Annotated in this window: 21 protein-coding genes; 13 read left to right on the forward strand and 8 right to left on the reverse strand. The window is 64.2% G+C overall.

The genetic code is table 11. The features are described 5' to 3' along the window. Nucleotides 1-33 precede the first annotated feature (33 nt). The 3 genes from ACQKRQ_RS06520 (at nucleotide 34) to ACQKRQ_RS06530 (ending at nucleotide 3,353) form a co-directional block, all read left to right on the forward strand. The gene (locus tag ACQKRQ_RS06520; RefSeq protein WP_342960411.1) at nucleotides 34-948 is read left to right on the forward strand and encodes an ABC transporter ATP-binding protein; all 915 of its coding nucleotides are present in this window, start codon (nucleotides 34-36) and stop codon (nucleotides 946-948) included. 267 nt (nucleotides 949-1,215) lie between these two features. After that, nucleotides 1,216-1,893 (forward strand): heavy metal response regulator transcription factor, encoded by a 678-nt coding sequence (locus tag ACQKRQ_RS06525; RefSeq protein WP_132377213.1) that lies wholly within the window; start codon nucleotides 1,216-1,218, stop codon nucleotides 1,891-1,893. Further along, nucleotides 1,893-3,353 carry a heavy metal sensor histidine kinase gene (locus tag ACQKRQ_RS06530; protein ID WP_427475812.1) on the forward strand — a complete coding sequence of 487 codons (1,461 nt, stop codon included), beginning with the start codon at nucleotides 1,893-1,895 and terminating at the stop codon, nucleotides 3,351-3,353. The genes ACQKRQ_RS06525 and ACQKRQ_RS06530 overlap by 1 nt, the downstream gene beginning before the upstream one ends. A 14-nt stretch (nucleotides 3,354-3,367) precedes the next feature. Here ACQKRQ_RS06530 and ACQKRQ_RS06535 read toward each other — a convergent pair whose 3' ends face one another. From ACQKRQ_RS06535 to ACQKRQ_RS06545, 3 genes are read right to left on the reverse strand one after another with little or no spacing between them, the layout of a single operon-like run. Beyond that, nucleotides 3,368-4,855: an efflux transporter outer membrane subunit gene (locus tag ACQKRQ_RS06535; RefSeq protein WP_427475814.1), complete on the reverse strand. Its 1,488-nt coding sequence runs from the start codon at nucleotides 4,853-4,855 to the stop codon at nucleotides 3,368-3,370. A 32-nt stretch (nucleotides 4,856-4,887) separates the two neighbouring features. Continuing rightward, on the reverse strand, nucleotides 4,888-6,204 hold the full coding sequence (locus tag ACQKRQ_RS06540) for an efflux RND transporter periplasmic adaptor subunit (protein WP_427475816.1): 1,317 nt from the start codon (nucleotides 6,202-6,204) through the stop codon (nucleotides 4,888-4,890). A gap of 19 nt (nucleotides 6,205-6,223) precedes the next feature. After that, nucleotides 6,224-9,472, reverse strand: coding sequence for an efflux RND transporter permease subunit (locus ACQKRQ_RS06545; protein ID WP_427475818.1), 3,249 nt, complete (start codon nucleotides 9,470-9,472; stop codon nucleotides 6,224-6,226). Between the two features lie 303 nt (nucleotides 9,473-9,775). On the opposite strand from ACQKRQ_RS06545, the gene ACQKRQ_RS06550 reads away from it, so the two are divergent. Next, a complete protein-coding gene (locus ACQKRQ_RS06550; RefSeq protein WP_132377209.1) occupies nucleotides 9,776-10,063 on the forward strand; it encodes a DUF4148 domain-containing protein in 288 nt (95 codons plus the stop codon). Nucleotides 10,064-10,105: 42 nt separating this feature from the next. Here ACQKRQ_RS06550 and ACQKRQ_RS06555 read toward each other — a convergent pair whose 3' ends face one another. From ACQKRQ_RS06555 to ACQKRQ_RS06570, 4 genes are all read right to left on the reverse strand, one after another. Then, nucleotides 10,106-10,276, reverse strand: coding sequence for a hypothetical protein (locus tag ACQKRQ_RS06555; protein ID WP_165923918.1), 171 nt, complete (start codon nucleotides 10,274-10,276; stop codon nucleotides 10,106-10,108). 130 nt (nucleotides 10,277-10,406) lie between these two features. After that, nucleotides 10,407-11,552 (reverse strand): substrate-binding domain-containing protein, encoded by a 1,146-nt coding sequence (locus tag ACQKRQ_RS06560; RefSeq protein ID WP_427475820.1) that lies wholly within the window; start codon nucleotides 11,550-11,552, stop codon nucleotides 10,407-10,409. A gap of 67 nt (nucleotides 11,553-11,619) precedes the next feature. Beyond that, on the reverse strand, nucleotides 11,620-12,621 hold the full coding sequence (locus ACQKRQ_RS06565; protein WP_106308951.1) for an ABC transporter permease: 1,002 nt from the start codon (nucleotides 12,619-12,621) through the stop codon (nucleotides 11,620-11,622). After that, nucleotides 12,618-14,234 (reverse strand): sugar ABC transporter ATP-binding protein, encoded by a 1,617-nt coding sequence (locus ACQKRQ_RS06570; RefSeq protein ID WP_427475823.1) that lies wholly within the window; start codon nucleotides 14,232-14,234, stop codon nucleotides 12,618-12,620. Before ACQKRQ_RS06570 ends, ACQKRQ_RS06565 begins: the two co-directional genes overlap by 4 nt. 251 nt (nucleotides 14,235-14,485) lie before the next feature. Here ACQKRQ_RS06570 and deoC point away from each other — a divergent pair, with 251 nt between their 5' ends. The 7 genes from deoC to ACQKRQ_RS06605 all read left to right on the forward strand — a co-directional run bounded on the left by deoC (nucleotide 14,486) and on the right by ACQKRQ_RS06605 (nucleotide 23,938). Beyond that, entirely contained in the window at nucleotides 14,486-15,496 is a 1,011-nt protein-coding gene (deoC, locus tag ACQKRQ_RS06575; RefSeq protein ID WP_408181406.1) for a deoxyribose-phosphate aldolase, read from the forward strand. Between the two features lie 16 nt (nucleotides 15,497-15,512). Beyond that, entirely contained in the window at nucleotides 15,513-17,900 is a 2,388-nt protein-coding gene (locus ACQKRQ_RS06580; RefSeq protein ID WP_427475825.1) for an aldehyde dehydrogenase family protein, read from the forward strand. Between the two features lie 181 nt (nucleotides 17,901-18,081). Next, nucleotides 18,082-19,044: a ribokinase gene (gene rbsK, locus ACQKRQ_RS06585; RefSeq protein ID WP_427475827.1), complete on the forward strand. Its 963-nt coding sequence runs from the start codon at nucleotides 18,082-18,084 to the stop codon at nucleotides 19,042-19,044. A 34-nt stretch (nucleotides 19,045-19,078) separates the two neighbouring features. Next, nucleotides 19,079-20,125: an ABC transporter permease gene (locus tag ACQKRQ_RS06590; protein ID WP_132377203.1), complete on the forward strand. Its 1,047-nt coding sequence runs from the start codon at nucleotides 19,079-19,081 to the stop codon at nucleotides 20,123-20,125. A gap of 95 nt (nucleotides 20,126-20,220) precedes the next feature. After that, nucleotides 20,221-21,225 (forward strand): autoinducer 2 ABC transporter substrate-binding protein, encoded by a 1,005-nt coding sequence (locus ACQKRQ_RS06595; RefSeq protein ID WP_132377202.1) that lies wholly within the window; start codon nucleotides 20,221-20,223, stop codon nucleotides 21,223-21,225. Between the two features lie 79 nt (nucleotides 21,226-21,304). Next, nucleotides 21,305-22,864, forward strand: coding sequence for a sugar ABC transporter ATP-binding protein (locus ACQKRQ_RS06600; RefSeq protein WP_132377201.1), 1,560 nt, complete (start codon nucleotides 21,305-21,307; stop codon nucleotides 22,862-22,864). A gap of 15 nt (nucleotides 22,865-22,879) precedes the next feature. Continuing rightward, nucleotides 22,880-23,938 carry an ABC transporter permease gene (locus ACQKRQ_RS06605; RefSeq protein ID WP_132377200.1) on the forward strand — a complete coding sequence of 353 codons (1,059 nt, stop codon included), beginning with the start codon at nucleotides 22,880-22,882 and terminating at the stop codon, nucleotides 23,936-23,938. A gap of 55 nt (nucleotides 23,939-23,993) precedes the next feature. Here ACQKRQ_RS06605 and ACQKRQ_RS06610 read toward each other — a convergent pair whose 3' ends face one another. Continuing rightward, nucleotides 23,994-24,719 carry a DeoR/GlpR family DNA-binding transcription regulator gene (locus ACQKRQ_RS06610; protein WP_132377199.1) on the reverse strand — a complete coding sequence of 242 codons (726 nt, stop codon included), beginning with the start codon at nucleotides 24,717-24,719 and terminating at the stop codon, nucleotides 23,994-23,996. Nucleotides 24,720-25,198: 479 nt separating this feature from the next. Between ACQKRQ_RS06610 and ACQKRQ_RS06615 the strand changes: the two genes are divergently transcribed. Then, the gene (locus ACQKRQ_RS06615) at nucleotides 25,199-25,600 is read left to right on the forward strand and encodes a hypothetical protein (RefSeq protein WP_408181399.1); all 402 of its coding nucleotides are present in this window, start codon (nucleotides 25,199-25,201) and stop codon (nucleotides 25,598-25,600) included. After that, a complete protein-coding gene (locus ACQKRQ_RS06620) occupies nucleotides 25,597-26,049 on the forward strand; it encodes a hypothetical protein (protein WP_427475831.1) in 453 nt (150 codons plus the stop codon). Before ACQKRQ_RS06615 ends, ACQKRQ_RS06620 begins: the two co-directional genes overlap by 4 nt. Nucleotides 26,050-26,233: the final 184 nt, after the last annotated feature.

Raw genomic sequence — 26,233 nt, forward strand, 5'->3', positions numbered from 1 at the left:
GCAAGCACAGCACCGCATTCAAAGGATTCCATCATGTTAAATCCGCAACCGATTCCGTCGTACCTGATCCAGTCCGAAGCGGTACGCGAGCGTTTCGACCGCCTGAAATCGCGCGAGGTGATTCTGGAGGTGCGCGATCTCGGCAAGCGCTTCGAGACGCCTCAAGGCGAGTGCACGGCGCTCGACGGCATCAGCTTCAAGACGCACCGGCGCGAGTTCGTCTGCGTGATCGGACCGTCGGGCTGCGGCAAGTCCACGCTGATCCGCATTCTCGCCGGGCTGGAGCGGCAGACGAGCGGCAGCGTGCTGCTCGACGACAAGCCCGTGCAGGGGCCGGGTGCCGACCGCGGCATGGTGTTTCAGGGCTACACGCTGTTTCCGTGGCTGACGGTCAAGAAGAACGTCATGTTCGGTCTGAAGATGAACGGCCACAGCACCCTGCATGCGGAACGCGAAGCGCTGCAATGGCTCGATCTGGTCGGCCTGACGAAATTCGCCAATGCCTATCCGCATCAGTTGTCGGGCGGCATGAAGCAGCGCGTGGCGATTGCCCGCGCGCTCGCCAACCGGCCGCGCATTCTGCTGATGGACGAACCCTTCGGCGCGCTCGACGCGCAAACGCGCGCGAAGATGCAGACGCACCTGCTCGATATCTGGCGCAACATCGACGTGACCGTGCTGTTCATCACGCACGATCTGGACGAGGCGATTTTTCTCGCCGACCGTATCCTGGTCCTGAAGGCGAATCCCGGCGAGGTGCAGGAGCTGATCGAAGTGCCGGTGTCGCGGCCGCGCGATTATTCGCAGGTCACGTCGCCCGAGTTTCTGGCGACCAAGGCGCGGCTCGAGGCCTTGATCCATCCGCCCACGGACACCCATGACGACGAGGACGACGTCGTCAAACCGCACATGATCCGTATGACCGATGTCGCGGACAACGTCGAATAGGTTGCAACCCTCGCGGCGGTACCGCCGTTACACCGCGTTGCAGCGGGCGGTGCGCGGCCTGTTCGGCCGGGTGAAGAAACTACGGTATGCCGGTGCTGCGGCGCCGCATGCGGGGAAACAGGCTGGGCTCTGGCGCCGACCATGCAGGGTTCGTCGCAAACGGCCGGCGCGCATCCGGGGTGAGCGCGTGAACATTACCGGATCGTAATCACCCGCCGGAGTGCTTGACGGTATGATTTCACCGTCAACGCCCACGCGGAGCAACCGATGCGAATCCTGGTGATCGAGGACGAGCTGAAAACAGCGGCCTACCTCAAGAAAGGCCTGGAAGAATCCGGCTATGCGGTCGACGTGGCGAACGACGGCCCGCAAGGGCTGATCCTCGCCCAGGAAGAAGAGTACGACGTGATCGTGCTCGACGTGATGCTGCCCGGCATGGACGGCTGGACCATCGTCAAGACCTTGCGCGCCACGCGCACCACGCCCGTGCTGTTCCTCACCGCGCGCGACGACGTCGACGACCGCGTGCGCGGCCTCGAACTCGGCGCGGACGATTACCTCGTCAAACCCTTTGCCTTCGTCGAATTGCTGGCGCGCGTGCGCACGTTGGCGCGCCGCGGCCCGCCACGCGAAAGCGAACTGATCAAGGTGGGCGATCTGGAAATGGATGTGAACCGCCGGCGCGTAAAGCGTGGCGGCATGCGCATCGATCTCACGCCGCGCGAATTCTCGCTGCTGCAACTGCTCGCGCGCCGTCAGGGTGAAGTACTGAGCCGCACGCAGATCGCGTCGTATGTGTGGGACATGAATTTCGACAGCGACACCAATGTGGTCGAAGTGGCGATCCGCCGCCTGCGCACCAAGATCGACGACAACTTTCCCGTCAAGCTGATCCACACCGTGCGCGGCGTGGGCTATGTGCTCGAACTGAAGGACATCGCTTGATGCGCGGCCGTTCGCTTGCCGCGGCGCTTGCGCTGGCGTTCGGCGCGACGACGCTGGCGGTTTTCGTGCTCGTCGGCAGCTTTCTGTATGTCGCGCTCGAAAAGCAGATCAAGGCGCAGGACAATCTCGACATCGTGCTCGCCGCGCGCCACGCGCGGCGGCTCGCCGAAGAACTGGATTCCGCGCAGGGCATTCGCGAGCACAGCGAGCGCTTGACCAGCATCGTGCTCGGCAACGAAGCCATGTCGATGGAAGTGTTCGATCCCGACGGCACGCGGGCGATCGAACACAACATCGCCGGCGCGCTCGCCGTGCCGGATGCGGCAAGCGGCGCCGCGACCATTGCGGCATTGCCGCCGCTCGCGCGGGTTGCCGCGACGGCGCGCATCACCGAGACGGATATCGGCGACTGGACCGGCCGCGGCGGCGCGCCGATCCGCGGCATTCTCACGGACGCGCGGCTGCGTAACGGCGACACGGCGAGCGTGCTGGTGGCGCGCAACATGAGCGACCGCTGGCTCCTGCTGGACCGTTACCGCGACAAGCTCAACATGGCGGGCGTGGCGGGCGTGGCGCTGGCCATGCTGCTCGGCTACCTGCTGATTCGTGCGGCGCTGCGGCCGTTGCGCGATATCGCGGCGAGCGCGAGCCTCGTCACGGTGAATCGCCTCGATACGCGGATCGCGGTGGCGCGCGTGCCGAGAGAACTCGAGACGCTGGTGGCCTCGCTGAACGCGATGCTCGAGCGCGTCGAGCATGGTTTTCAGCGTCTGTCGCGTTTCACCGCCGACCTCGCGCACGACATGCGCACGCCGCTCAGCAACATGCGCGGCGCCGCTGAAGTCGCGCTCGCCCGGCCGCGCTCCGTCGATGAATACGAGTCGCTACTCGCCTCGAATCTGGAAGAGTGCGACCGGCTCTCGCGAATGATCGAGAGCGTGCTGTTCCTGGCGCGCGCCGAGCATCCGCAGTTCGTCAAACAACTGCGCGAATTCGACGCGGGGCAGGAGTTGACGCATATCGCCGACTACTTCGAAGGCATTGCCGAAGAGGCGAATGTGCGCGTGCGCGTGAACGGCGCGGCCAGCGTGACGGCGGATCTCGAACTGTTCCGCCGCGCCGTGAGCAATCTGCTCGCCAACGCCATTCGCTATACGCCGCAGGGCGGCGAGATCGTGCTGGCCGCGAGCGCGTCGGCCGACGCGGTGCGCGTGACCGTGGAGAACCAGGGACAGCCGATTCCCGCCGAGCATCTCGAACGGATTTTCGACCGCTTCTATCGGGTCGATCCGTCGCGCAGTTCGCTGCCGTCGGCGGGGTTGTCGCAAGGGTCCACGGGGTCGACGGGGCTTGGACTTGCCATCGTGCGCACCATCATGGAACTGCACGGCGGCTCGGTGCATGCGGAGAGCGATGCGCGCAGTACGCGGTTCGTGCTGAGGTTTCCGCGCGCCAGGTGAGGGCGTACAACGGGTTACACAGTCCCCGCCGCGCTCTGGCTTTCGCCACCCCACGTCCCGCCTAACGCCTTCAGCAACAACACACTCGACTCCAACTGCCGCTCGGCAATCTGATCCGCAATGCGCTGGTTCGTCAGCGCAATCGTCTGCGCGGTCACCACGTCGAGATAGCTGACCGCGCCCGCGTTGAAGCGGTTCGTCGTGAGCCGCAGCGACAGGTCCGCGGCCGTGGTGGCGCGCTGCTGGCTGGCGGCTTCGTCGGTGAGCGCATGCAAGGCGGACAGGTTGTCCTCGACCTGCTGGAACGCCACCAGCACCGACTGACGATAGTCCGCGACCGCGCCGTCGTATTGCGCCGTGGCGCCGTGCAGGCTGGCCTTGCGCTTGCCGCCGTCGAACAGCGTGCCGGCCAGTTGCGGACCGAGCGACCAGAACAGACTCGGCGCGCTCAGCCACGGCGCGAAAAACGTGCTTTCGAGACCGGCGCTCGCGGACAGCACGAGATCCGGAAAAAACGCCGCATGCGCCACGCCGATCTGCGCATTCGCGGACGCCACGCGCCGTTCGGCGGCGGCGATATCGGGACGCCGTTCCAGCAGTTGCGACGGCACACCAGGTGGAATCGCGGGTGGCGTCGCGGCCGAACCGTTCGGCGGCAGCGTAAAGGTCGATGCCGGCTCGCCGATCAGCGTGGCGATCGCGTGCTGCATCTGCGCGCGCGTCACGTCGATGTCGGTGTCTTGTGTGCGCGTCGCTTCGAGCTGCGTCGTGGCCTGGGCGACGGCGGAGGCGTCGATCGCGCCGTCTTTCAGCTGCTGCTGCAACAGCTTCAACGCGGCGGCGTAGGCGCTCACGCTGTCGTCGAGCAGCTTCTTCTGCGTATCGAGCGAGCGTAGTGAGAAATAGTCGATGGCCAGATCGGCGCTCATCGACAGGCGCACGCCTTCGAGGTCCGCTTCGCTCGCCTGCGCGTCGGCCTGCGCGCCGTTGACGCTGTCGCGTACCCGTCCGAACAGATCCGGCTCCCAACTCGCGGCCACGCCCGCCGAATAGTCCGGCACGGTCTTGCCCGCGAGCGATCGCCCTTCGACGTTCTGCGAGGTCCGGAAGCGCTCCTGCGCGACACCGGCGGTGATGGTCGGGAAGAATCCGGCACGCTGATAGTCCACCATCGAGCGCGCCTGCTGAACCTGCGCGACGGCCTTGCGCACGGTCTGGTTCGACACGTCGATGCGCGCCTCGAGCTGGTTCAGCACGGGATCGTTGAAGAGCGTCCACCAGGGGCCGCGCGGTGCGGCGTCGGCCGGCGCGGCCTGCGCCCAGCCGGGTGCGGCGCCCGTATGCACGGCGCCCGTATGCACGGCGCCCGCGTAGTGCGCCGGAATGTCGGCGCTCGGGCGCTGGTAGGGCGGCAAGGTCGAGCACGCGCTGAGCAGCGCGCCGATCAGCGTGGCCGCCAGCGCGCGGCGCGGCAGCGGCCTTGAAAGAGACAGGGAAAACATCGGCAAATCCTTTCTGTGACGTGACGAGGCACTCAGCTGTGCATGGCCGGCATGATCTGCACCATCTGGCCGGTGGCGAGCGAATCGCCGGGGTTGTCGATCACGCGATCGGTGGCGGCGAGTCCCGTCGTGATTTCCACGTGCGTGCCGAAATCGCGGCCGATGTGCACGGTCTTGAGCAGCGCCCGCCCGTTGCTGTCGACCACGGCGACCGTCACGCCGTCCGGCCGGAACAGCAGGGCGCTGACGGGCAGATCGAGCGCCGGTGTGGTCGATTGCAACTGCAGATGCACCTGCGTGTAAGCGCCGGGCATCAGCGCGCCGTCCTTGTTGTCGACGTCGACCTCGACGCGCAGCGTGCGGCTCGTCGGATCGATCGAGCCGGTGCTGCGCGCCACCTTCGCCGCGATGCGACGGCCCGGATACTGCTGGGCGGTCAGATACGCGCCGGTGGCCGGCGTGACGTACGGCGCGTCGTTCTGCGGCACGTCGACGAACACGCGCAGCACGCCGTTCTGCTGGATATGGAACAGTTCGCCCGACATGCCCGCGGTGCCGGGCGTGCCGCCCGCCGTCACCAGCGCGCCGACGTCGACGTTGCGCGCGGTGATCACGCCGTCGAACGGCGCGGTGATCTTCTCGTACGAAACCAGCTCGGCGAGATGCGCGACATTGGCCTGCGCCGACGCCAGCATCGCGCGGCGCGCTTGCATGTCGCTGACCTTCATGTCCGTGTCCTGTTGCGCGACCGATTGAGTCTTCAACATCTCCTGCCAGCGCTGCGCGGTGGTCTTCGCGAAGTCGAAATTAGCCTGCGCGGTGGCTTCGTCGGCGCGGGCCTGGCGCAGTTGCGCGTCCAGATCCGGGGCTTCGATCGTCGCGAGGGTCTGGCCGCTTTTCACCTGCGCGCCGATGTCGGTGTTCCAGTGCGCGAGGTAGCCGCTCGTGCGCGCGTAGATCGAGGCTTCGGCAAATGGCGTGACGGCGCCCGGCAGCAGCAGTTCGTTGACGGCCGGCGCGGCGCGCGGTGCGACCACCGACACGCTGAGCATGCTTTGCGCCCGTGTTTGCTGCGTGAGCGCGGCGCTTGCATGCAGACGCGGCACGATGCCGACGATCAGCAAGGCCACTGCAAGACCGCTCAGCGCGAACGGCCAGAGACGGCGGCGCGGTTTGACGGTGGGGTCGCGGTGGGACGTGGGGTCGGCGGCGTGCATGCTTTCGTTGCCGCTTGCAGGCTGAGCGGCCGCGCCGGCTTGCGCAGCGCCAGCGGTGTGAGCGGTGCCGGCGGTTGCCACGCCCGTGGTTGCCTGCTTACCCGACTCCGGCGGAAGTGATGAATCGTTCATGGGATAGGTCTCGTCGAAATCAAAGAGTGCGGGCCGGGACGGCGGATTCGTGTTTTTCGCTGCGAGCCGCGCGGCGTTTGTCGAGCCACGCATGCACCATCCCGTAGACGACGGGGACGAACAGCAAGGTCGACACCGTGCCGAGCGCGAGGCCGCCGATCACGGCGCGGCCGAGCGGCGCGTTCTGTTCGCCGCCGTCGCCGAGGCCGAGCGCCATCGGCAGCATGCCGATCAGCATGGCGAGCGCCGTCATCAGCACCGGACGGAAGCGGCTGAAGCCGGCTTCGAGCGCGGCCGCGAGCGGCGGCTGGCCGCCGTGGTGGAATTCGCGCGCGGTGTTGATGACGAGAATGCTGTTGGCCGTGGCAATGCCGATGCACAGAATGGTGCCGGTGAGCGCCGGCACGCTCAGGCGGGTGCCGGTGCTGAACAGCATCCACGCGATGCCCGCGAGCGAGCCCGGCAAGCCGCTGATGATGATGAACGGGTCGAGCCACGACTGGAAATTGACCACCATCAGCAGATAGACGAGGCCGATGGCGAACACGAGGCCGCTCGCGAGGCCGCTGAACGAATCGTGCATGGCCTGCACCTGGCCGCGTACGACGATGGACGCGCCCGGCGGCAATTGCGGCCGGATCTGATCGACGAGCCGGTTCACGTCCGCCGCCACGCCGCCGAGATCGCGCCCTTGCGCCGACGCGAAGATATCGAGCACCGGCTGCACGTTGTAGTGCGAGACGACGGCTTGCTGCGTGCCGCGTGTCAGCGTGCTCAACGCGCCGAGCAGGTTCTGCGGCGCGGGACCGGCGCCGGCCGCCGAGGCCGAGGCCGCTGCCGTCGTCGCGCCGGAGCTGCCGCCGCTCTGCGCGACCGGAATATTGGCGAGCGCCTGCAGCGAGTTGACGTCGTACTGCGGCATCATCGCCATCAGCGGATAGCTCACGCCGTTGCGCGGATCGAGCCAGAAATTCGGCGAAGTCTGCGAGCTGCCGGAGAGCGCGATCAGCAGATTCTGCGACACGTCGCGTTGCAGAAGGCCGGCCTGAATCGCCCGGGTGCGGTCGACATTGACGTTGATCGCGGGCGCGTCGCCGGGCTGTTGAATGCGCGCATCGACGAGGCCGCGCACACCGCGCAGTTGCGCGAGCAGGCGGTTCGCCACCACGCGGTTGGCATCGAGCTTGTTGCCGACGATCTGGATGTCGATCGGCGCGGGCAGGCCGAAGTTGAGAATCTGGCTGACGATGTCGGCCGGCAGGAAGGCAAACGTGACGCCGGGGAAGTCTTTCGTCAGCGTGGTGCGCAGCGTCGCCACGTATTGCGCGGTCGGCTTGTGTTTCGGCGCGAGCGTGATCATCACGTCGGCATCTTCGGAGCCGATCGGGTCCGACGAGTCGTAAGTCAGATTGATGCCGCTCACCGGCACGCCGATGTTGTCCAGCATCGCCGATAGTTCCTGCTTCGGGATCACGTCGCGCACGCGGGCTTCGACCTGGTCGGTAATGCTCGCGGTGTCCTCGATCCGCGTGCCGGTCGGCGCGCGCAGATGCAGGCGGATTTCGCCGGTATCCACCGCCGGGAAAAAGTCGCGCCCGGTGAACGGCACCAGCGCAAGCGAGCCGATGCAAAGCAGCAGAAAAATCGCGATGAAGCGGCGCGGACTCGCTATCGCCGCGCCTAGCACGCCGCGATAGCGTTCACGCAGCCGCTCGAAGCGCTTCTCGAAGCCGGTCTGAAAGCGGATCAGGCACGCAATCGGACCGTTGCCGGTGACCGGCGCGTTGCTGCGCGCGCGCATCAGATACATCGCGAGGGTCGGCACCAGCGTGCGCGAGAAAAAGTACGACGCGATCATCGCGAAAACCACCGCTTCGGCGAGCGGCACGAACAGATAGCGGGCCACGCCGGAGAGCAGGAACATCGGCACGAATACGATGCAGATCGACAGCGTCGAGACGAAAGTCGGCACGGCGATTTCGCCGGAGCCGTTCAGGATCGCGTCGTGCAACGGCTCGCCGTTCTCCAGATGATGCGTGATGTTTTCGATGGCGACCGTGGCGTCGTCGACGAGAATCCCCACGGCGAGCGCAAGGCCGCCGAGCGTCATGATGTTGATGGTCTGGCCGAGCGCGGACAGCGCGATCAGCGAGGTCAGCACGGCGAGCGGAATCGATACCGCGATGATCAGCGTGGCGCGCCAACTGCCGAGAAAGAGCAGGATCATCAAGGCGGTGAGGGCGGCGGCGATCAGCGCCTCGCGCGCCACGCCCACCACGGCCGACTTCACGAACACGGATTGATCGGACAGCGCGGTGATGTGCAGCGCGCTCGGCAGGCCGGCGGCGATATGCGGCAGCATTGCCTTGACCTGCTGGATGATCGTGAGGGTCGAGGTGCTGCCGGATTTTTCGATGGTCAGGAGCGCCGCGCGTTTGCCGTCGCTGCGCACGATGTTGGTTTGCGGCGCGTAGCCGTCGCGCACGTGGGCGACGTCGCGCACGTACACCACGCCGCCGGCGACCGTCTTGATCGGCAGATCGTTGAGCGCGGCCACCGTGTCGGTGCTGCCGTTCATCTGCACGTTGTATTCCTTCGTGCCGATCTTCGCCGTGCCGCCCGGCAGGATCAGGTTCTGCGCGTTGACCGCGTTGACCACGTCGAGCGGCGCGAGTCCCTTGGCCTGCAGCGCGCGCGGATCGATATCCACCATGATCTGCCGCACCTTGCCGCCGAACGGCAACGGCACCGACGCGCCTTGCACCGTCGCCAGTTGCGTGCGGATCTGGCTATTGCCGAGATCGTAGAGTTGCTGTTCGGAGAGCGTGTTGCTGGACAGGCCGAGTTGCAGGATCGGCACCGTCGACGCGTTATACGTGATGATGTTCGGCGGCAATGTGCCCGGCGGCAGCACGCGCAGGATCGACGCCGAATTGGAAGCCGCCTCGGCAATCGCACGATTGATGTCCGCGCCCGGATGAAAAAAGATCTTCACCACGGAGACGCCGTTCAGCGATTGCGACTCGATGTGCTCGATATCGTCGACGTCCGAGGTGAGCGCGCGCTCGTAGTTCGACGTGATGCGGTTCGCCATGTCCTGGGCGGAGAAACCGTTAAAGCTCCAGACGATGCTGACCACCGGAATATCGATGTTCGGAAAGATATCGGTTGGCGTGCGCAGTATCGCCAGCGGGCCGACGATAAAGATCAGCACGGCGAGGACCACGAAGGTATAAGGGCGGCGCAGCGCGAGCCTGACTATCCACATGACGGATTCCTGAAAAAAGGCCGATGGAGGCACGCGTCGATGCAGTGCTGCGGGGGGCGCGTGACGCGGGCTTCGTGATTCAGGAGTGTGGCGTGGCGGCGCTGACGGGCTGCCGTCGGCTAGATTACCGTTCTGTTATGTAGGCGCTGATGCGAATGCGCCGGGACGTGGCGTCGCGCGTCTTCAGGCGCGCGTAGATAACAAAACGGTAATCGGGAGGTCAGTGCTTCGACAGGGGAAATGACAAGAATGGCAAGCGTGGTTCAGGCCACGCATTGCTTGCCCCTAACCCGGAGAGACATCATGAAATTGCTTACCGCTGTTGCCGTCACCGCACTTAGCCTGGTGTTCGGCGCGAATGCCTTTGCGCAAACGAGTCCATCTGGGCTGACGCGCGCCGATGTGATGGCGCAGTTGCAGCAGGCACAGGCTGAAGGTTTGGTGCCGTCAAGCAAAAACGACTATCCGCCGTCGGCCACCGAGGTGGCGCGAAATCGGGAGATCTATGCGATTCGGCACGGCACGGATGACGCCGCTGCGGCGCGCACGGCGCAGATGCCGGCAACGCAGGGGGAACCGGCTTCGAATTGAGGTGGGACGGTCCGGTTCCCCGCCGGCGACCGGTTGCTGACGCTACGAACGGTCGCGGTTGCGCGCCCGCGTTGCGCCGGTAATGACCGCGACGCCGAGCAGAATGACCGCCACGATGGCAATCGTATGTTGAGCGACGTGCATGGCCATCAATCCCCAGGACACGCCGCCGATCAGAATGATCCAGCCAACCAGATATATGAGCAGGGTCATCTTTTCTCCTAGTTCGAGTCGACGTAGTAGGTCTATCGAGTAGCAGGATTCGCGCCCGACGCCGGCTGGTCGCGCCGGCGTTCGGAGGCTGAAGGAGAACAGCGCGATGACGAAGTGCGGCTCGCCCGCCTCAACCGCAAGCCGGCGCGGCCTTCTTGCACGCCTCGGCCAGTTGCGGCGGCGGATCTTTCTTGAACACGGTCTTATAAGACTCGAGCACGTTCGACTGAATCACCGGCAACGATTGCACGCCGATCCATGCCGGCGGCGTCTGGCCGATCAGCGCCTTCATCATCGCCATCGCCTCGGCGACGCCTTGATCGTACGGACGCTGCGAGCCGGTGGCCTTCAACGGTCCGCCCTTGGCGATTTCGATCGCGGATTGAAGTCCCAGATCGACCGTCGTCATGGGGATATTCACGCCTTGCGCGCGCATCGACGTGAGCGTGTCCAGCGCCGGCTGATCCCAGACGGCGAACAGACCCTTGACGTCAGGATTGCCGGTGAGGAAGTCGCCCGCGATCTGCCCGACTTTGGACGGGTCCGTGAAAGCGACCTGCTTGATCTTGATGTCCGGACGGTTTTTCTTCAGCCAGTCGTTGACGGCCTTGGTGCGTTCCGTCGTGCTGAAGTAATCCACGCCGAAATTCACGAGCCCGACCGTCGCGCCTTGCGGCACGCACGAGGCGAGCACTTTGGCCGCGATCTGGCCGTTGCCTTCGCTGTCCGCCGAGATCATCGCCGAGTATTCCTCCGGATGCTTCAGGCCGGTCGGCACGTTGTCCATGAACACGAGCTTGATGCCGGCCGCGGACACTTTCTTGTAGGTGGCGGCCGTCGCCGTGCCGTCGACCGGAATCGAGATGATGCCGTTCGGGTGGCGCTGGATCGTGTTCTCGATATCGGCGATCTGCTTGTCCACCTGATATTCGGCCGACGCCGTGCCGATCACTTCCACGCCGTACTTCTTCAGCGTATCGGTGATGCCCGCCACCTGCAGTTGCGACCAGTCGAGATTCATGGTCTGCATCGAAATGCCGACCTTGAACTTGCCGGCTTTGATCTTGGCGATGTCGGCGTCGGTCAGCTTCACGGCATCCACCGAGGCGGCTTTTTCGCCGTTCGGTCCTTGCCCGACAATCGTCTTCGGTCCGATCGATCCCGCAGGCAGGCTGGTTACGCATTGCGCGTAAGCGCCCGAGGAAGCCAGACAAGTGGCGGCGGCCGCCGCCACGACACTGGCTAACGCTATTCTTGAGCCACGACGTTGTTTCATGTTTCTCCTCCGTTGGTCTTCATGTCTGTGCTTCGCGTCTTCACGTCCGAACTACTCTGATTCTTGCCTACTTCCTGGTGAAGGCAACCGCCGCGACGATGATCACGCCTTTGATCACCAGTTGCAGCGACGAACTCACGCCGAGCAGCACCAGCCCGTTATTGAGCGTGCCGATGATCAGACTGCCGAGCAGCGTCCCCAGCACGAAGCCGCGGCCGCCGAACAGACTGCAGCCGCCGAGCGTGACGGAGGCGATCACATCCAGCTCCATGCCTTGCACGACATCGGGCCGCGCCGCGTGCGAGCGCGCCGAGAGCACGAGCGCGGCGAGTCCGGCCAGCATGCCGGTGAGAATGAAGGCGAGGGTGGTCACGCGCCGCGTGTTGATGCCCGAATAGAGCGCCGCCGTCGGATTGCCGCCCGCCGCGTAGATCTGCCGGCCGAACACGCTGTAGTGCAGCAGCAGAATGCCGGCGATCACGGCGAGCAGCGTCCAGATGATCGGCACCGGCACGCCGAAAATATCGCCCTCGCCGAAGATCGAGATGAACGAGTCGTTGTCGATGATCACGGGCTTGGTGGTCGTGACCATCAGCGCGAGTCCGCGCGCGGCGCTCAGGGTGCCGAGCGTGACGAGAAACGAAGGAATGTTGACGCGCGTGGTCACGATCCCATTGATCGCGCCGACGATCGCGCCGGTGCCGATGCCGGCAATCGCGCCGATGACCCAGTTATTGCCCACATACGCCATGGCGAGCGCCGCGGACATGCCCGAGAGCGCCAGCGTCGAGCCGACCGACAGATCGATCTGTCGCGCAATGATCACGAAGGTCATGCCGATCGCGATGATCGAGACCAGCGCGGTTTGCCGGCCGATATTCAGGAAGTTGTCGATGGATAAGAACCACGGCGACGCGAAGCTGAACACCACCAGCAGAATCGCGAACGCGGCATACAGCGCATAGGGCCGGTCGCCTTGCAGCAGGGCTTGCGCGATGCGCCGCATACGGCTTTTCTGCGGCGGCGATGCCTGCCGTTCGGCCGTCAGCGGCGAGACAGATTCATTCATGTTGCGGGCGCCTCGAGGGAAGAACGGGAAAGTTGGATCAGGTGATGCAGCGCTTCGGCGTTGGCGAGTTCGGCACGCTCGACGGTGTTGACGATGCAGCCGTCCGCGACAATCGAAATCCGGTCGCACAGGCGCAGGAGTTCGTCGAGGTCCGACGACACGATGAGCACGCCGGTGCCCGCCTGCGCGGCGTCGTTCACCACGCCGTAGATTTCCTCGCGCGCGCCGACATCCACGCCGACGGTCGGCTCGTCGAGCATGAGCAGCTTGGGGCGCGGATGGTTCCACTTCGCGAAGACCACTTTCTGCTGATTGCCGCCGGATAAAAACTTGACCGCGGTGGAGGAGTTGGGCGCCTTGACGGCCAGCTCTTTCATGGAGCGCTTCGCCTGCTGAACGGCGGCCTGGCTGCGCAGCCATCCCCAGCGGGAAAAATGCGGCAAGCGCGGCAGCGTCAGATTGCGTTCGATCGAATGGTCGAGCACGAGGCCTTCGAGATGACGGTCTTCGGGCACCAGCGCCACGCCGAGTTGAATAGCCTCGGCGGGCGTGATGCGGGCACGCGTTCGGCCTTCGATCTCGATGGCGCCGGCGTCGACGGAGCGCAGGCCGAAGATGGTTTGCAGAATCTCGGTGCGGCCGCTGCCGATCAATCCCGCGAGTCCGTGGACTTCGCCGCGGCGAAGCACCAGGTCGATGTGATGCAGGCGGTCGTTGCTGACGTTCGATAACTTGAGCACGGGCGCAGCGCCGGCATTGGACGCTTCTTCGGAGGTCGCCGCAGTGCTTGCGGTTGCGGCAACCGCTCCATCGCCCACCGCTGTTTTCTGCCGTGCCTGCAACGCGGCATGAGCGGGACCGACGATGGCCGCCACCAGTTGCTTCATATCCGTTTGCGCCGTCGTGAACGTGCCGGCATTCGCGCCGTCACGAAACACGGTGACGCGCTGCGAAATCCGGAACACCTCGTTCAACCGATGCGTCACATAGATCACGCCGACGCCGCGAGCCGTGACCGCGCGGATCGCGTCGAACAGAATCTGCTCTTCGCCGCCGGTCAGCGCGGAAGTGGGTTCGTCGAGAATCAGCACGCGCACTTCGCCCATCAGGGCCTTGCAGATCTCGGTCATTTGCCGGTAGGCGAAGGGCAGCGAGCCGACCGGCACTTTCGGATCGAGCGGAATGCCATGCGAGCGCAAAAACTCGCCGACCGTGGCCATGAGCTGGCGGTTCTTCACGAAGCCCAGACGCGTGCGCGGCTCGCGGCCCAACATGAGATTGGCGCCGACCGACAGCGATTCGACGAGACTCAAATCCTGGTAGACCACGGCGACACCCGCATCACGCGATTGCGCCGGCGAGTCGAACGCCACTGTCTGGCCGGCGATTTCGATGACGCCGTCGTCGTACGCATGCACGCCGCTGAGGATCTTGATCAGCGTGGATTTGCCCGCGCCGTTTTCGCCCAGCAGGGCGTGGACTTCGCCGGGCAACACTTCGAGGTCGACGCCGCGCAGCGCTTGCACGCCGCCAAATCGCTTGGTGACGCCCGCAACACGGATCAATGGAACCTGAGGCGATGACGCGGCCGCGACCGCAACCGGCTCACTCATCTGGCATGTCTCCTTCGTCCACGCGACGAAATTCTTTTCTTTGTATCACGCTATCCGGTCGAAACCGTGTTGTGATCTTCGCATCATGAATATGGTGCGTCAATAACATTCACGGGCCTTCGCCGGGCTTCAGCGCTTGTTCGTGTAACGATTGCTCGCAAAGCTTGTTATGATTCTATCAATCGTTGTAGCATAAGTGCGAACAAATTGTCGGCGGCTGTTGTGCGTCGCATCATATTTTCGGATGTCTTATGCCAGAAGCCCCATTGCAGTCTTCCTCGGTCGTCGCGCTGCGCGGCACACCGATCGTCCATCCCGAGCGCAATCCGGGTATGCCGTTCGACGCGTCCTGGCTCGACGGCCTGCGCGTCAATCAGTCGGCGGTGGAACGGCGCACCGCCACGCTCGGCACGCGCCGCAGCGTGAAGAAAGACGCGCAGGCTGCCTGGCTGCTCAAAGCCGTCACCTGCATCGACCTCACCACGCTCAACGGCGACGACACCGAAGGCCGCGTGCGCCGGCTCTGCGCAAAAGCGCGCCAACCAGTGCGCGCCGATCTGCTCGAAGCGCTCGGCATCGCACCGCAAGGCATCACGACGGGCGCGGTGTGCGTGTATCACCGGTTCGTCGCGGCGGCGGTCGACGCGCTGCACGGCAGCGGCATTCCGGTCGCGGCGGTATCGACGGGTTTTCCCGCCGGCCTGATCCCGCATCCGTTGAAGCTGAAAGAGATCGAAGCGTCGGTCGCGGACGGCGCGCAGGAAATCGACATCGTCGTCACGCGTGAATATGTGCTCACCGGCAACTGGCAGGCGCTCTACGACGAAGTACGCGACTTCCGCGCGGCTTGCGGCGCGGCGCATCTGAAGACCATTCTCGCCACCGGCGACATCCGCACGCTGTCGAACGTGGCGCGCGCGTCGATGGTCTGCATGATGGCCGGCGCCGACTTCATCAAGACATCCACCGGCAAGGAAGGCGTCAACGCGACGCTGGACGTGTCGCTCGTGATGGTGCGCATGATCCGCGAATACCAGGAGCGCACCGGCGTGCTGATCGGCTTCAAGCCGGCGGGCGGCGTATCGACTGCGAAGTCGGTGCTGTCGTATCAGATCCTGATGAAAGAAGAACTCGGCCGCGCGTGGCTCGAACCGGAGCTCTTCCGCATTGGCGCATCGAGCCTGCTGGCCGATATTGAACGCCAGCTCGAACATTACGTGAGCGGCCGTTACTCCGCTTTCAACCGTCACCCAGTAGCCTGAACAGAAGACCGATCCCATGAGCGTAGCCGAGTATTTTTCATCGATGGAGTACGGTCCCGCACCCGAGGACGATCAACCCGCACGCGCCTGGCTGGCGCAGCATGAGGGCAGCTTCGGGCATTTCATCGGCGGTGTGTGGCATGCGCCTGCGGCCGGTGAGCGCTTCGCCTCGCACGCGCCCGCAACGGGCGAGCAACTCGCGGAGATCGCCCAGGGCGACGCGGCCGACATCGACGCAGCGGTGGCCGCCGCGCGCGCCGCGCAGCCGGGCTGGCTCGCGCTAGGTGGCGCGGGACGAGCGCGGCATCTGTATGCGCTCGCGCGCATGGTGCAGCGTCATAGCCGGCTCTTCGCCGTGCTCGAAGCGCTCGACAACGGCAAGCCGATCCGCGAAACGCGCGACATCGACGTGCCGCTCGTCGCGCGCCACTTCCTGCATCACGCGGGGTGGGCGCAGTTGCAGGAGAGCGAGTTCGCCGACTACGCGCCGCTCGGCGTGGTCGGTCAGATCGTGCCGTGGAATTTCCCGCTGCTGATGCTCGCGTGGAAGATCGCGCCGGCCATCGCCACGGGCAACTGCGTCGTGTTGAAGCCTGCTGAATACACGCCGCTCACCGCGTTGCTGTTCGCCGAACTCGCGCATCGCGCGGGCTTGCCCGCCGGCGTGCTGAACGTCGTCACGGGCGACGGACGCACGGGCGCGGCGTTGGTCGAGCATCCGCAGGTCGACAAGATCGCCTTTACCGGCTCCACCGAAGTGGGCCGGCTGATCCGTTCGTCCACAGCCGGTTCGGGCAAATCACTGACGCTCGAACTGGGCGGCAAGTCGCCCTTCATCGTCTTCGACGATGCGGACCTGGACGGCGCGGTCGAAGGCGTCGTCGACGCGATCTGGTTCAACCAGGGGCAGGTCTGTTGCGCGGGCTCGCGGCTGCTCGTGCAGGAAGGCATCGAAGCGCGTTTCATCGCCAAACTGAAACGGCGCATGGAGACGCTGCGCGTGGGCACGTCACTCGACAAGAGCATCGACCTCGGCGCGATCGTCGATCCGGTGCAACTCGAGCGCATTCAGTCGCTGGTGGAAACCGGCCGCCGTGAAGGCTGCTCGGTGTGGCAGTCGCCTGACACGACGATGCCTGCTAACGGCTGTTTTTATCCGCCGACGCTCGTCACCGGCGTGGCGCCGGCTTCCACGCTGGCACAGGAAGAAATCTTCGGTCCGGTGCTGGTGACCATGAGCTTTCGCACGCCCGATGAAGCGATCGCGCTCGCCAACAACTCGCGTTATGGACTCGCCGCGAGCGTGTGGAGCGAAACCATCGGCCGCGCGCTCGATGTCGCGCCGCGGCTCGCAAGCGGCGTCGTCTGGATCAACGCGACGAATCTGTTCGACGCGGCGGTCGGCTTCGGCGGCTATCGCGAATCGGGTTATGGCCGTGAAGGCGGACGTGAGGGCATCTACGAATATCTGAAACCGCGAGCCTGGCTCAATCTTGCGGAGCGTCGCAAGACGCGTCTCGTGGAGAGCGCGGCCACGCTCGATCCGTTGTCGAACGTGACGTCGATCGATCGCACCGCGAAACTCTTTATCGGCGGCAAGCAGGCGCGTCCTGATAGCGGCTATTCGCTGCCGGTGCATGCGCCGGACGGCACGCCCGTCGGCGAAGTGGCCGCGGGCAATCGCAAGGACATCCGTAACGCGGTCGAAGCGGCGCGCGCGGCGCAGAAGTGGTCGCAGGCGAGCACGCATAACCGCGCGCAAGTGCTGTTCTATCTGGCGGAAAACCTGGCCGTGCGCGCGGACGAATTCGTGCGCCAGCTCGTGGTGCGAAACGGGGCGACGGAAGCCTCGGCGCGTGCCGAAGTGGACGCCTCGGTGCAGCGTCTTTTCACTTACGCGGCTTGGGCCGACAAGTTCGACGGCGCGGTGCATACGCCGCCGTTGCGTGGTGTCGCGCTGGCCATGCATGAGCCGCTCGGCGTGATCGGCATTGCCTGCCCGGACGAAGCGCCGCTGCTCGGCTTCGTTTCGCTGGCGGCGCCCGCGCTGGCGATGGGCAATCGCGTGGTGGTGTTGCCGAGCGAGGCGTCGCCGCTCACGGTCACCGACTTCTATCAGGTGGCCGAGACGTCCGACGTGCCCGGCGGCGTGCTGAACATCGTCACGGGCGAACGGGACGCATTGCTGCCCGCGCTCGTCAAACACGACGACGTCGATGCGGTCTGGTGCTTCGGCAGCGCGGCGGATTCGACGCTGGTCGAGCGTGAATCGGTCGGCAATCTGAAACGCACGTTCGTCGATCACGGCCGCCAGTTCGACTGGTACAGCCGTTCGAGCGAAGGCCGGCCGTTCCTGCGTCAGGCCGTGCAGGTCAAGAACATCTGGATACCGTACGGAGATTGACCGCCAAGCCGGCAGCCGTACCAAACGTCTTAAAGTAAAGACACGCACGCCAACCAGAAAATGGAGGAGACAACGTGCTGAAGAATCTGGATCCGCTGTTGCATGCCGAAGTGCCGCGCGCATTTCAGGCATCGAAGGACGTTCCCTTTAACCCGGCTGTTCAGGAACAGGGGCAACGCGCATGAACACGTCTTCGCAACCAAACGGTCGCGTCGTCATTCTCGGCATCTACGTCACCGATCTGACGTTTCGCGCCGGACGTATGCCGCAGATCGGCGAGACCATCGCGGGCACGGCGTTCGCGATGGGGCCGGGCGGCAAGGGCTCGAATCAGGCGGTCGCGGCCGCGCGTGTCGGCGCGGAAGTGGTGTTCTGCACGCGCATCGGCAACGACGCGTTCGGCTCTATCGCACGCGCCACGTGGGCCGCTGAAGGCATCACGGCGCGCGCGTCGGTGATCGACGGCGTCTCGACCGGCGCGGCGCACATTTTCGTGGACGACAACACCGGCATGAACGCGATCATCGTCGCATCCGGCGCGGCCGGCACGATGGAGGCCGCCGACGTCGACGCAATCGAAGCCGATATCGCCGCCGCCCGCGTGTTCGTCACGCAACTCGAGCAGCCGCTCGAAGCCGCACGGCGCGGACTGGAAGTGGCGCGTAAGCATGGTGTCATCACCGTGTTCAATCCGGCGCCCGCCATGCCGCTCGACGACGCCATCTTCCCGCTGTGCGACTACATCACCCCGAACGAAACCGAAGCGGCCGCGCTCACCGGCGTGCCGATTGCGAATGCCGACGACGCCCGCCGCGCCGCCGACGTACTGCTCGCCAAGGGCGTCGGCACGGTCATCGTCACGCTGGGCGAGGGCGGCGCGCTGCTGCATTCGGCGGAGCAATCGATCCTTGTTCCCGCCTACCACTGCGGCCGCGTGGTGGAAACCGCCGGCGCCGGCGACGGCTTCACGGGCGGCTTCGCGGCAGCGCTCGCACGCGGCGACGACGCCATTACGGCATTGCGTTTCGGTTGCGCGCTCGCGGGTATTTCCGTGACGCGTCCGGGCACGGCGCCTTCCATGCCGACACTCGACGAAGTGAATCAAGTGCTGAGCCAGCCGGCCGGCGTGTCCCAGTCATCCTGACCGTTTGCGAAGCCTGAAGGAGCGTGTCGTCACCATGAAGTCTTCGTTCACCGCTGGAAAACTGTTCGGCGACCGGCAACTGAATTTCCTGCTGATCGTCAACGTGCTCGTCGTGCTGGTCGCGACGTGGCTCTCGCGCGGCCAATTCGTCGATATCGACAATCTGCAGTCGATGGGCGGCCAGTTGCCCGAGCTCGGCCTGCTCGCGCTCGGCATCATGCTCTCGATGGTGTCGGGCAACGGCGGCATCGACCTGTCCGGCGTCGGGCTCGCCAACCTGTCGGGCATGGTCGCCGCGTTGATCGTGCCGCGCTTCGTCAACGGCGACGATTCGCCCGCGCTCTACACGTCGCTGTTCTGCGTGATCGTGGTGGTGATGGGTTTGCTTGGCGGACTGCTGAACGGCGTGGTGATCGCGCGCCTCAGACTCACGCCGATTCTCTGCACGCTCGGCACGCAGCTGCTGTTCACCGGCTTCGCGGTGGTGCTCAGCAACGGCGCCTCGGTGCATGTCGACTACGTGGACCCGTTGTCGAATATCGGCAACGGCACGGTGTTTCAGGTGCCGATCGCGTTCTGCATTTTTATCGCCGCGGTGATCGTGCTGGGGTGGCTGCTCAAGCGTAGTCCATTCGGCCTGCGTCTCTATCTGATGGGCACCAATCCCAAGGCGGCGTTCTACGCCGGCATTCCGCGCGCGCGCATGCTGATCACGACGTATGCGATGTGTGGCGTGCTCGCGTCGCTGGCCGGGTTGATCAGCGCGACGCATACGTCCAGCGCGAAATGGGACTACGGCAATTCCTATCTGCTGATCGCGATCCTGATCGCGGTGATGGGCGGCGTGAATCCCGCGGGCGGGCATGGCCGCATCATCTGCGTGTTCTTCGCCGCGACGGTGCTGCAGTTTCTTTCCAGCCTGTTCAACCTGATGGGCGTGTCGCAGTTCTTCGGCGATTGCGCGTGGGGGTTTCTGTTGCTGCTGTCGCTGGCGTTTGCGGGCGGCGAACGGGTGCGCGCGATCTTTGGTTTCGGCGGCGCAAGCAATGCCGGCGCTTCAAGTGCAGCGCCTAAGCGTTAGTGGCGCGCGACAAGGTTTCAGTACGCGGCGGACAACGAGCCCTGGCTGTCCGCGACGATCAAGTGGGCGACATCGAACGATAAAGGAGACTTTGCATGAAATTGACTCGACTGGGTGCCGCGCTCGCAGCGGCCGCGCTGACGGTAGGTGTGATCGCTGCCGCGCAGGCTGCCACGAACGAAACGATCGTCACGGTCGTCAAGGTGACCGGCATCAACTGGTTCAACCGGATGGACGACGGCGTCAAGCAGTTCGCCAAGGACAATCCCAACATAAACGCGTATCAGACCGGGCCCGGCCGCGCGGATGCGGCGCAGCAACTGAAGATCATCGAAGATCTGATCGCCAAGAAGGTCACCGCCATTGCCGTGGTGCCCTACGATCCGCCGACGCTCGAACCGGCGCTGAAGAAGGCGATGGATCGCGGCATCAAGGTGGTCACGCATGAAGCCGACAATGCCAAGAACACGATGGTCGACATCGAGGCGTTCGACAACACCGCCTACGGCGCCGGCCTGAACGAGCGTCTCGCCTCGTGCATGCACGACGACGGCAAGTGGGCCGTGCTGGTGGGTTCGCTCGGCAGCCGCTCGCAGGTGCAATGGGCGGACGGCGGCATCGGCAACGCCAAGGCCAAGTATCCGAAGATGAACCTGGTCGAGCCCAAGCTCGAAACCAATAACGACGGTGAGCGCGCCTATGAAGTCGCCAAGGAAGTGCTGCGCAAGCATCCGGACCTGAAAGGCTTCCAGGGTTCGTCGTCGCTCGACGTGATCGGCATCGGCCGCGCGGTGGAAGAGGCCGGCATGCAGGGCAAGATCTGCGTCTACGGAACGGGCCTGCCGACCGAAGCCGGCAAGTTCCTCGAAAGCGGCGCCATCAACGGCATCGCGTTCTGGGATCCGAAGCTCGCGGGCATCGCGATGAACAAGGTCGCGCAGATGCTGGTGGACGGCAAGACGGTCGAGAACGGCGCCGACCTCGGCATTCCTGGCTACACGAAGGTCACGGTCGCGAAGGGACCGGGCAAGGGCATCATCGTGCGCGGCCAGGGCTGGGTGAACGTCGACAAGACGAACTACAAGCAGTATCCGTTCTGAGCTTTCTGGCGGCTTTGACTTTTGTTTCATGTGTCACGGCGTCCCCGAAAGGGGACGCCCCAACCTGCGACTCGCCACAATGAATCAAGACGCAACCTCACCGAAGTCACCACAGTCCGACGTTTCGCAGCCATTCCTGGAGGTGGTCGGCGTGCACAAGCGCTTCACCGGCGTGCATGCGTTACGCGGCGTGAGCCTGTCGTTCGAGCGCGGCCAGATCTATCACCTGCTCGGCGAAAACGGTTGCGGCAAGAGCACGCTCATCAAGATCATTTCCGGTGCGCAGCCACCCGATGAAGGCGAACTCGTGATCGAAGGCGTGCGGCATGCGCGGCTCTCCGCGCTCGAATCGCTCGCGGCCGGTATCGAAACCGTTTACCAGGATTTGTCGTTGCTGCCCAATATGAACGTGGCGGAAAACGTCGCGCTCACGTCCGAGTTGGCCACGCACGCGGGCAAGCTGGCCCGCACCTTCGACCGGCGCGAACTGGCCCGCACGGCGGCGCGCGCGCTCGAAGCGGTCGGGCTGCCCGGCAACGCGGAGTTTCAGGCAACGCTGATCGAGCAATTGCCGCTCGCCACGCGGCAACTCGTGGCGATTGCCCGCGCGATCGCCAGCGAGGCGAAGTTCGTCATCATGGACGAGCCCACCACGTCGCTCACGCAGAAGGAAGTCGACAATCTGATCGCCGTGCTCGCTAATTTACGCGCGCAGGGCGTCACCGTGCTGTTCGTGAGCCACAAGCTCGACGAGTGCTATGCGATCGGCGGCGAAGTGATCGTGCTGCGCGACGGTCAGAAAATGGCGCAAGGACCGATCGCGCAATTCACCAAGGCGCAGATCAGCGAGTTGATGACGGGGCGTCATCTGTCTAATGAGCGTTATCGTGAAGGCGCCTGCGAGCCCAACGTCGTGCTCGATGTGCGCGGTTATACGCGCGCCGGCCAATTCAGCGATGTGTCGTTCGCGCTGCACGGCGGCGAGATTCTCGGCATTACGGGTCTGCTCGACTCGGGGCGCAATGAACTTGCACGCGCGCTCGCGGGCGTCGCGCCGGCGCAATCCGGGCACGTGATGCTCGACGGCAAGGCCGTCTCGCTGCGCACGCCCTCGGACGCCAAGGAGCATCGCATCGGCTATGTGCCGGAAGACCGCCTGAACGAAGGGCTCTTTCTCGACAAACCGATCCGCGACAACGTGATCACCGCGATGATCTCCAGCTTGCGTGACCGTTTCGGCCAGATCGACCGCACTCGCGCGCAGGCGCTCGCGGAACAGACGGTGAAGGATCTGCAGATCGCCACGCCGGGTGTCGACAAACCCGTGCAATCGCTGTCGGGCGGCAACCAGCAGCGCGTGCTGATCGGCCGCTGGCTCGCCATCGACCCGCGCGTGCTGATCCTGCATGGACCGACAGTCGGTGTCGACGTCGGCTCGAAGGACATCATTTACCGCATCATGCAGCGCCTGTCGCAACGCGGCATCGGCATCATCCTGATCAGCGACGACTTGCCGGAACTGCTGCAGAACTGCGACCGCATCCTGATGATGAAGAAAGGGCGTGTCGCCAGCGAATACCAGGCCGACACGCTGAGCGAAGCCGATCTGTATCACGCGCTGCTTTCGGAAGCCGCATAAAGGACGTCTCTACTCATGAACTCGCGCCTCGATTCGCGCCTGAACCAGACCATGACCACCCCGACCGTTGTCGAAGTCGCCCCCGAGGTCAAGCCGCCGAGCTTGCGGGCCAAGCTCGCGCGCAATCCCGAATGGTTCACCCTGGCATTGATCGCGGTGACGTGCCTGATTGTCGGTGCGATCAATCCGCGTTTCTTCCAGTTGGCGACGCTGTTCGACCTGTTGCATTCGGCGACCACGATGTCGCTGTTCGCGTTAGGCACGCTGGTGGTGCTGGCGTCCGGCGGGATCGACGTGTCGTTCACCGCCATTGCCGCGCTGACGATGTACGGCATCACCAAGGCCGTGTTCGCGTGGTGGCCGGACGCGCCGTTTGCGCTGATCCTGATTACGGGCGCGCTCGGCGGCATCGTGCTTGGCGTTGTCAACGGGGTGCTGGTGCATCGGCTAAAAGCGCCTTCGCTGATCGTCACGATCGGCACGCAGTATCTGTATCGCGGGCTGTTGCTGACGTTCATCGGCACGACGTTCTTTATGAACATTCCGCACAGCATGGATCATTTCGGCCGCATTCCGCTGTTTTTCTATCACACGGCTGATGGCTTGCGCGCCGTGTTGCCGGTGTCTGTGATAGCGCTGGTGGCGGCCGCGGTGGTCACTTGGTGGCTCCTGAATCGCACGATGATGGGACGCGGCGTCTATGCGATGGGCGGCAGCCTCGCGATTGCCGAGCGGCTCGGCTACAACCTGCGCGCGATCCATCTGTTCGTGTTCGGCTATACCGGCATGCTCGCCGGCATCGCGGGCATTCTGCATGTGTCGAACAACCGGCTTGCGAATCCGTTCGATCTGGTGGGCTCGGAACTCGATGTGATCGCGGCGGTGATTCTGGGCGGCGCGCGCATTACGGGCGGCACGGGCACGGTAGCCGGCACGTTGCTCGGCGTGGTGCTGGTCACGCTGATCAATAGCGTGCTGATTCTGGTGGGCGTGCCGAGCACCTGGCAGAAGGTGATTATCGGCGCGTTTATTCTGATCGCCGGGACGCTGTTCGCGTTGCAGCGTAAGAACTAGAAGAGTTGCGGCCTTTGCATTGCTAACGCCGCGATGCAGAGGCACGCATACGCGCTTACCGGCGCTTGCGGAGTTCCTGGCCTTTCTCGGTGATGATGGAATCGAAGTCGTCGACTTGCGAGAAACGCACCGCTTTGACGACGCCGAACTTGCTCTGATCCACCACCAGATGCCGCTCGACTGCGCTCGCCATAGCCGCCTGCTTGAGGGCGACCTCGTGAAAATTCCAGCACGTCACTCCGCGCGCCGCGTCCACGCCGCCGGCGGAAATGAATGCCTTGTTGATGCCCATGCGGCGCAGCATCTCCAGACTTTCTTCACCTGCGAACGAATCTGACGAAGGTACATAGACGCCGCCCAGCAGAATCATCCGCACATTGGGTTTGCGCCGCAAAATTTCCGCGACGTTCAGCGAATAGCACACCACCGTGACATGCCGCTCGACCGGAATCAGCCGGGCCAGCGTAGTGAGGGTCGTGCCGCAGTCGATGAACAGCGTTTCGTTGTTGCCGATGAGTCCCGCCGCGATCGCCGACGCCTCGGCTTTGGCCTGCGCGAAGTGGTCTTTCTCTTCTTCGAGTGAATAGCCGGCGTTATTCGGCACGTCGGTCGCGCTGACGATATAGCCGCCGAGATACGTGAATCGCTCGGGACTGCCGGCAATGTCGCGCCGGACAGTCATTTCCGAAACGCCCAGCAGGCCGGCGGCGTCGCGCAGGCGCATCACGTTTTGCCTGGCCAGCGCATCGGCAAGGGCGCGGAGGCGGTCGGGTTTCAGCATGGAGCTCCTGTCGCGCAGTGTGGGAGGGCGTTATGTTTTGTTCGATTTGGTGAAAGAATTATAACAAGAGGCGGTGCGCACGGCGAGCGAGATATCGGTCGATTGAGAGGACCGGCGGCACGCGTTTCCTGGTTTCCTCCGATGCCGCAGTTGGCAAACGCAGCAGTGCTGGCGATGCTCAATGCGAATGCGGCTGAAGCGAGCAGGGCGTTGGATTTTATTGCGTCGATTTGTTAAATGAAGCGAGGCGTCTATTTGATCGGCGGCGGGCAGGGCGGAATGCGCGATTATCGCGGAGAAAGACATGGGGCGGAACACGATTGCATTCAGCATGGACGCATGATTTTTTAATTCGCAGCACGCCACGCCATTCATTTATTTACATTTCTGTAAGCCCCGTTATAATCCGAGCGCTTACGTCGCGGCTTTTTGCGGCCGGAGAAAAACCGACAACATCACATGCGAAACGGATAACGATAATGGCTGGCGGAAAAAATATCAAAACCCTGTGTGAGAACCACTGGACGCAATGGAAAGCCGATTGCAGCGGCTTCCTGAAGGCAGTCGCCGCAGACCTCGATATTACGCTGACGGGTGATGCGAACAGCATTATCGACGCCATTGGCCGCGCACCGTGGACTCAACTCGGTTCGGATGCCGATAAGGCCGTCGCTTATGCCGGACTCGGCTATCTGGTGGTTGCCGGATTGAAGGCGACGCATCACGGCCATGTCGTGATTATCATGCCGGGTCAATCGAAACCTTATCCGCTTGCGTATTGGGGCCGATATGGCGGCGTCGGACGGAAAAACACCGCCATTAACTTTTCCTGGACGCATGCGGATCTCGCGAATGTCCAGTATTACGCCATCAAACCATGAAGCAGAGTCTTATCACGCGTGCGGTCGTGACCGTTGCCGGTCTGTTGATCGCGGGTCCGGTTGCCCTCGCGCAATCGTGTCACTACAGCGAAGTGAATCCCGGCACGGGCAAGGTCAGCGTCGGCGATCTGTCGATCGATCTGGGTCAGAGCGACGGCACGAATAGTCCGACTGCCTGGCTCGGTCCGGTCACGCTGAGCCGTGCGGGCGGGGCATCGTGCTCCGTGGATCCTGACGTCAGCATCGTCGAGCGGCCGCTTTATACGAACGGCAAGCAGCTTCTCGTCTCCACGTATTCCGGCAGCGAGCAGGTGGTTTACGCGATCGATTCAGCGACCTGCAAGATCCAGTGGAAGAGCGCTTCGTTTTCCGGCAAGGTCAAACTGAGCGGCAATCGTCTGCAACTGGACAAGCGCAAGGTGAAACTAGGCTCGAACTGCACGCCTTGAAAGAGCCTGAAGGTTCGCGCTGTGGGTTCGCGCTGTGTGCCATCAAGTTGAGCGAGCTGATCGACGATCATCTCGCTCAAGTCGCTTTTGAAGGCCACGCAAGCGCAGCGCGCGACTCTTGCTCGTCCGCCGCGAGATATCGGCCGGGCGTCGTTCCCGTCGCTCTGCGGAACACCAGAGGGGA

Source organism: Paraburkholderia sp. NPDC080076 (assembly GCF_050281145.1).
Taxonomy (GTDB): Bacteria; Pseudomonadota; Gammaproteobacteria; order Burkholderiales; family Burkholderiaceae; genus Paraburkholderia.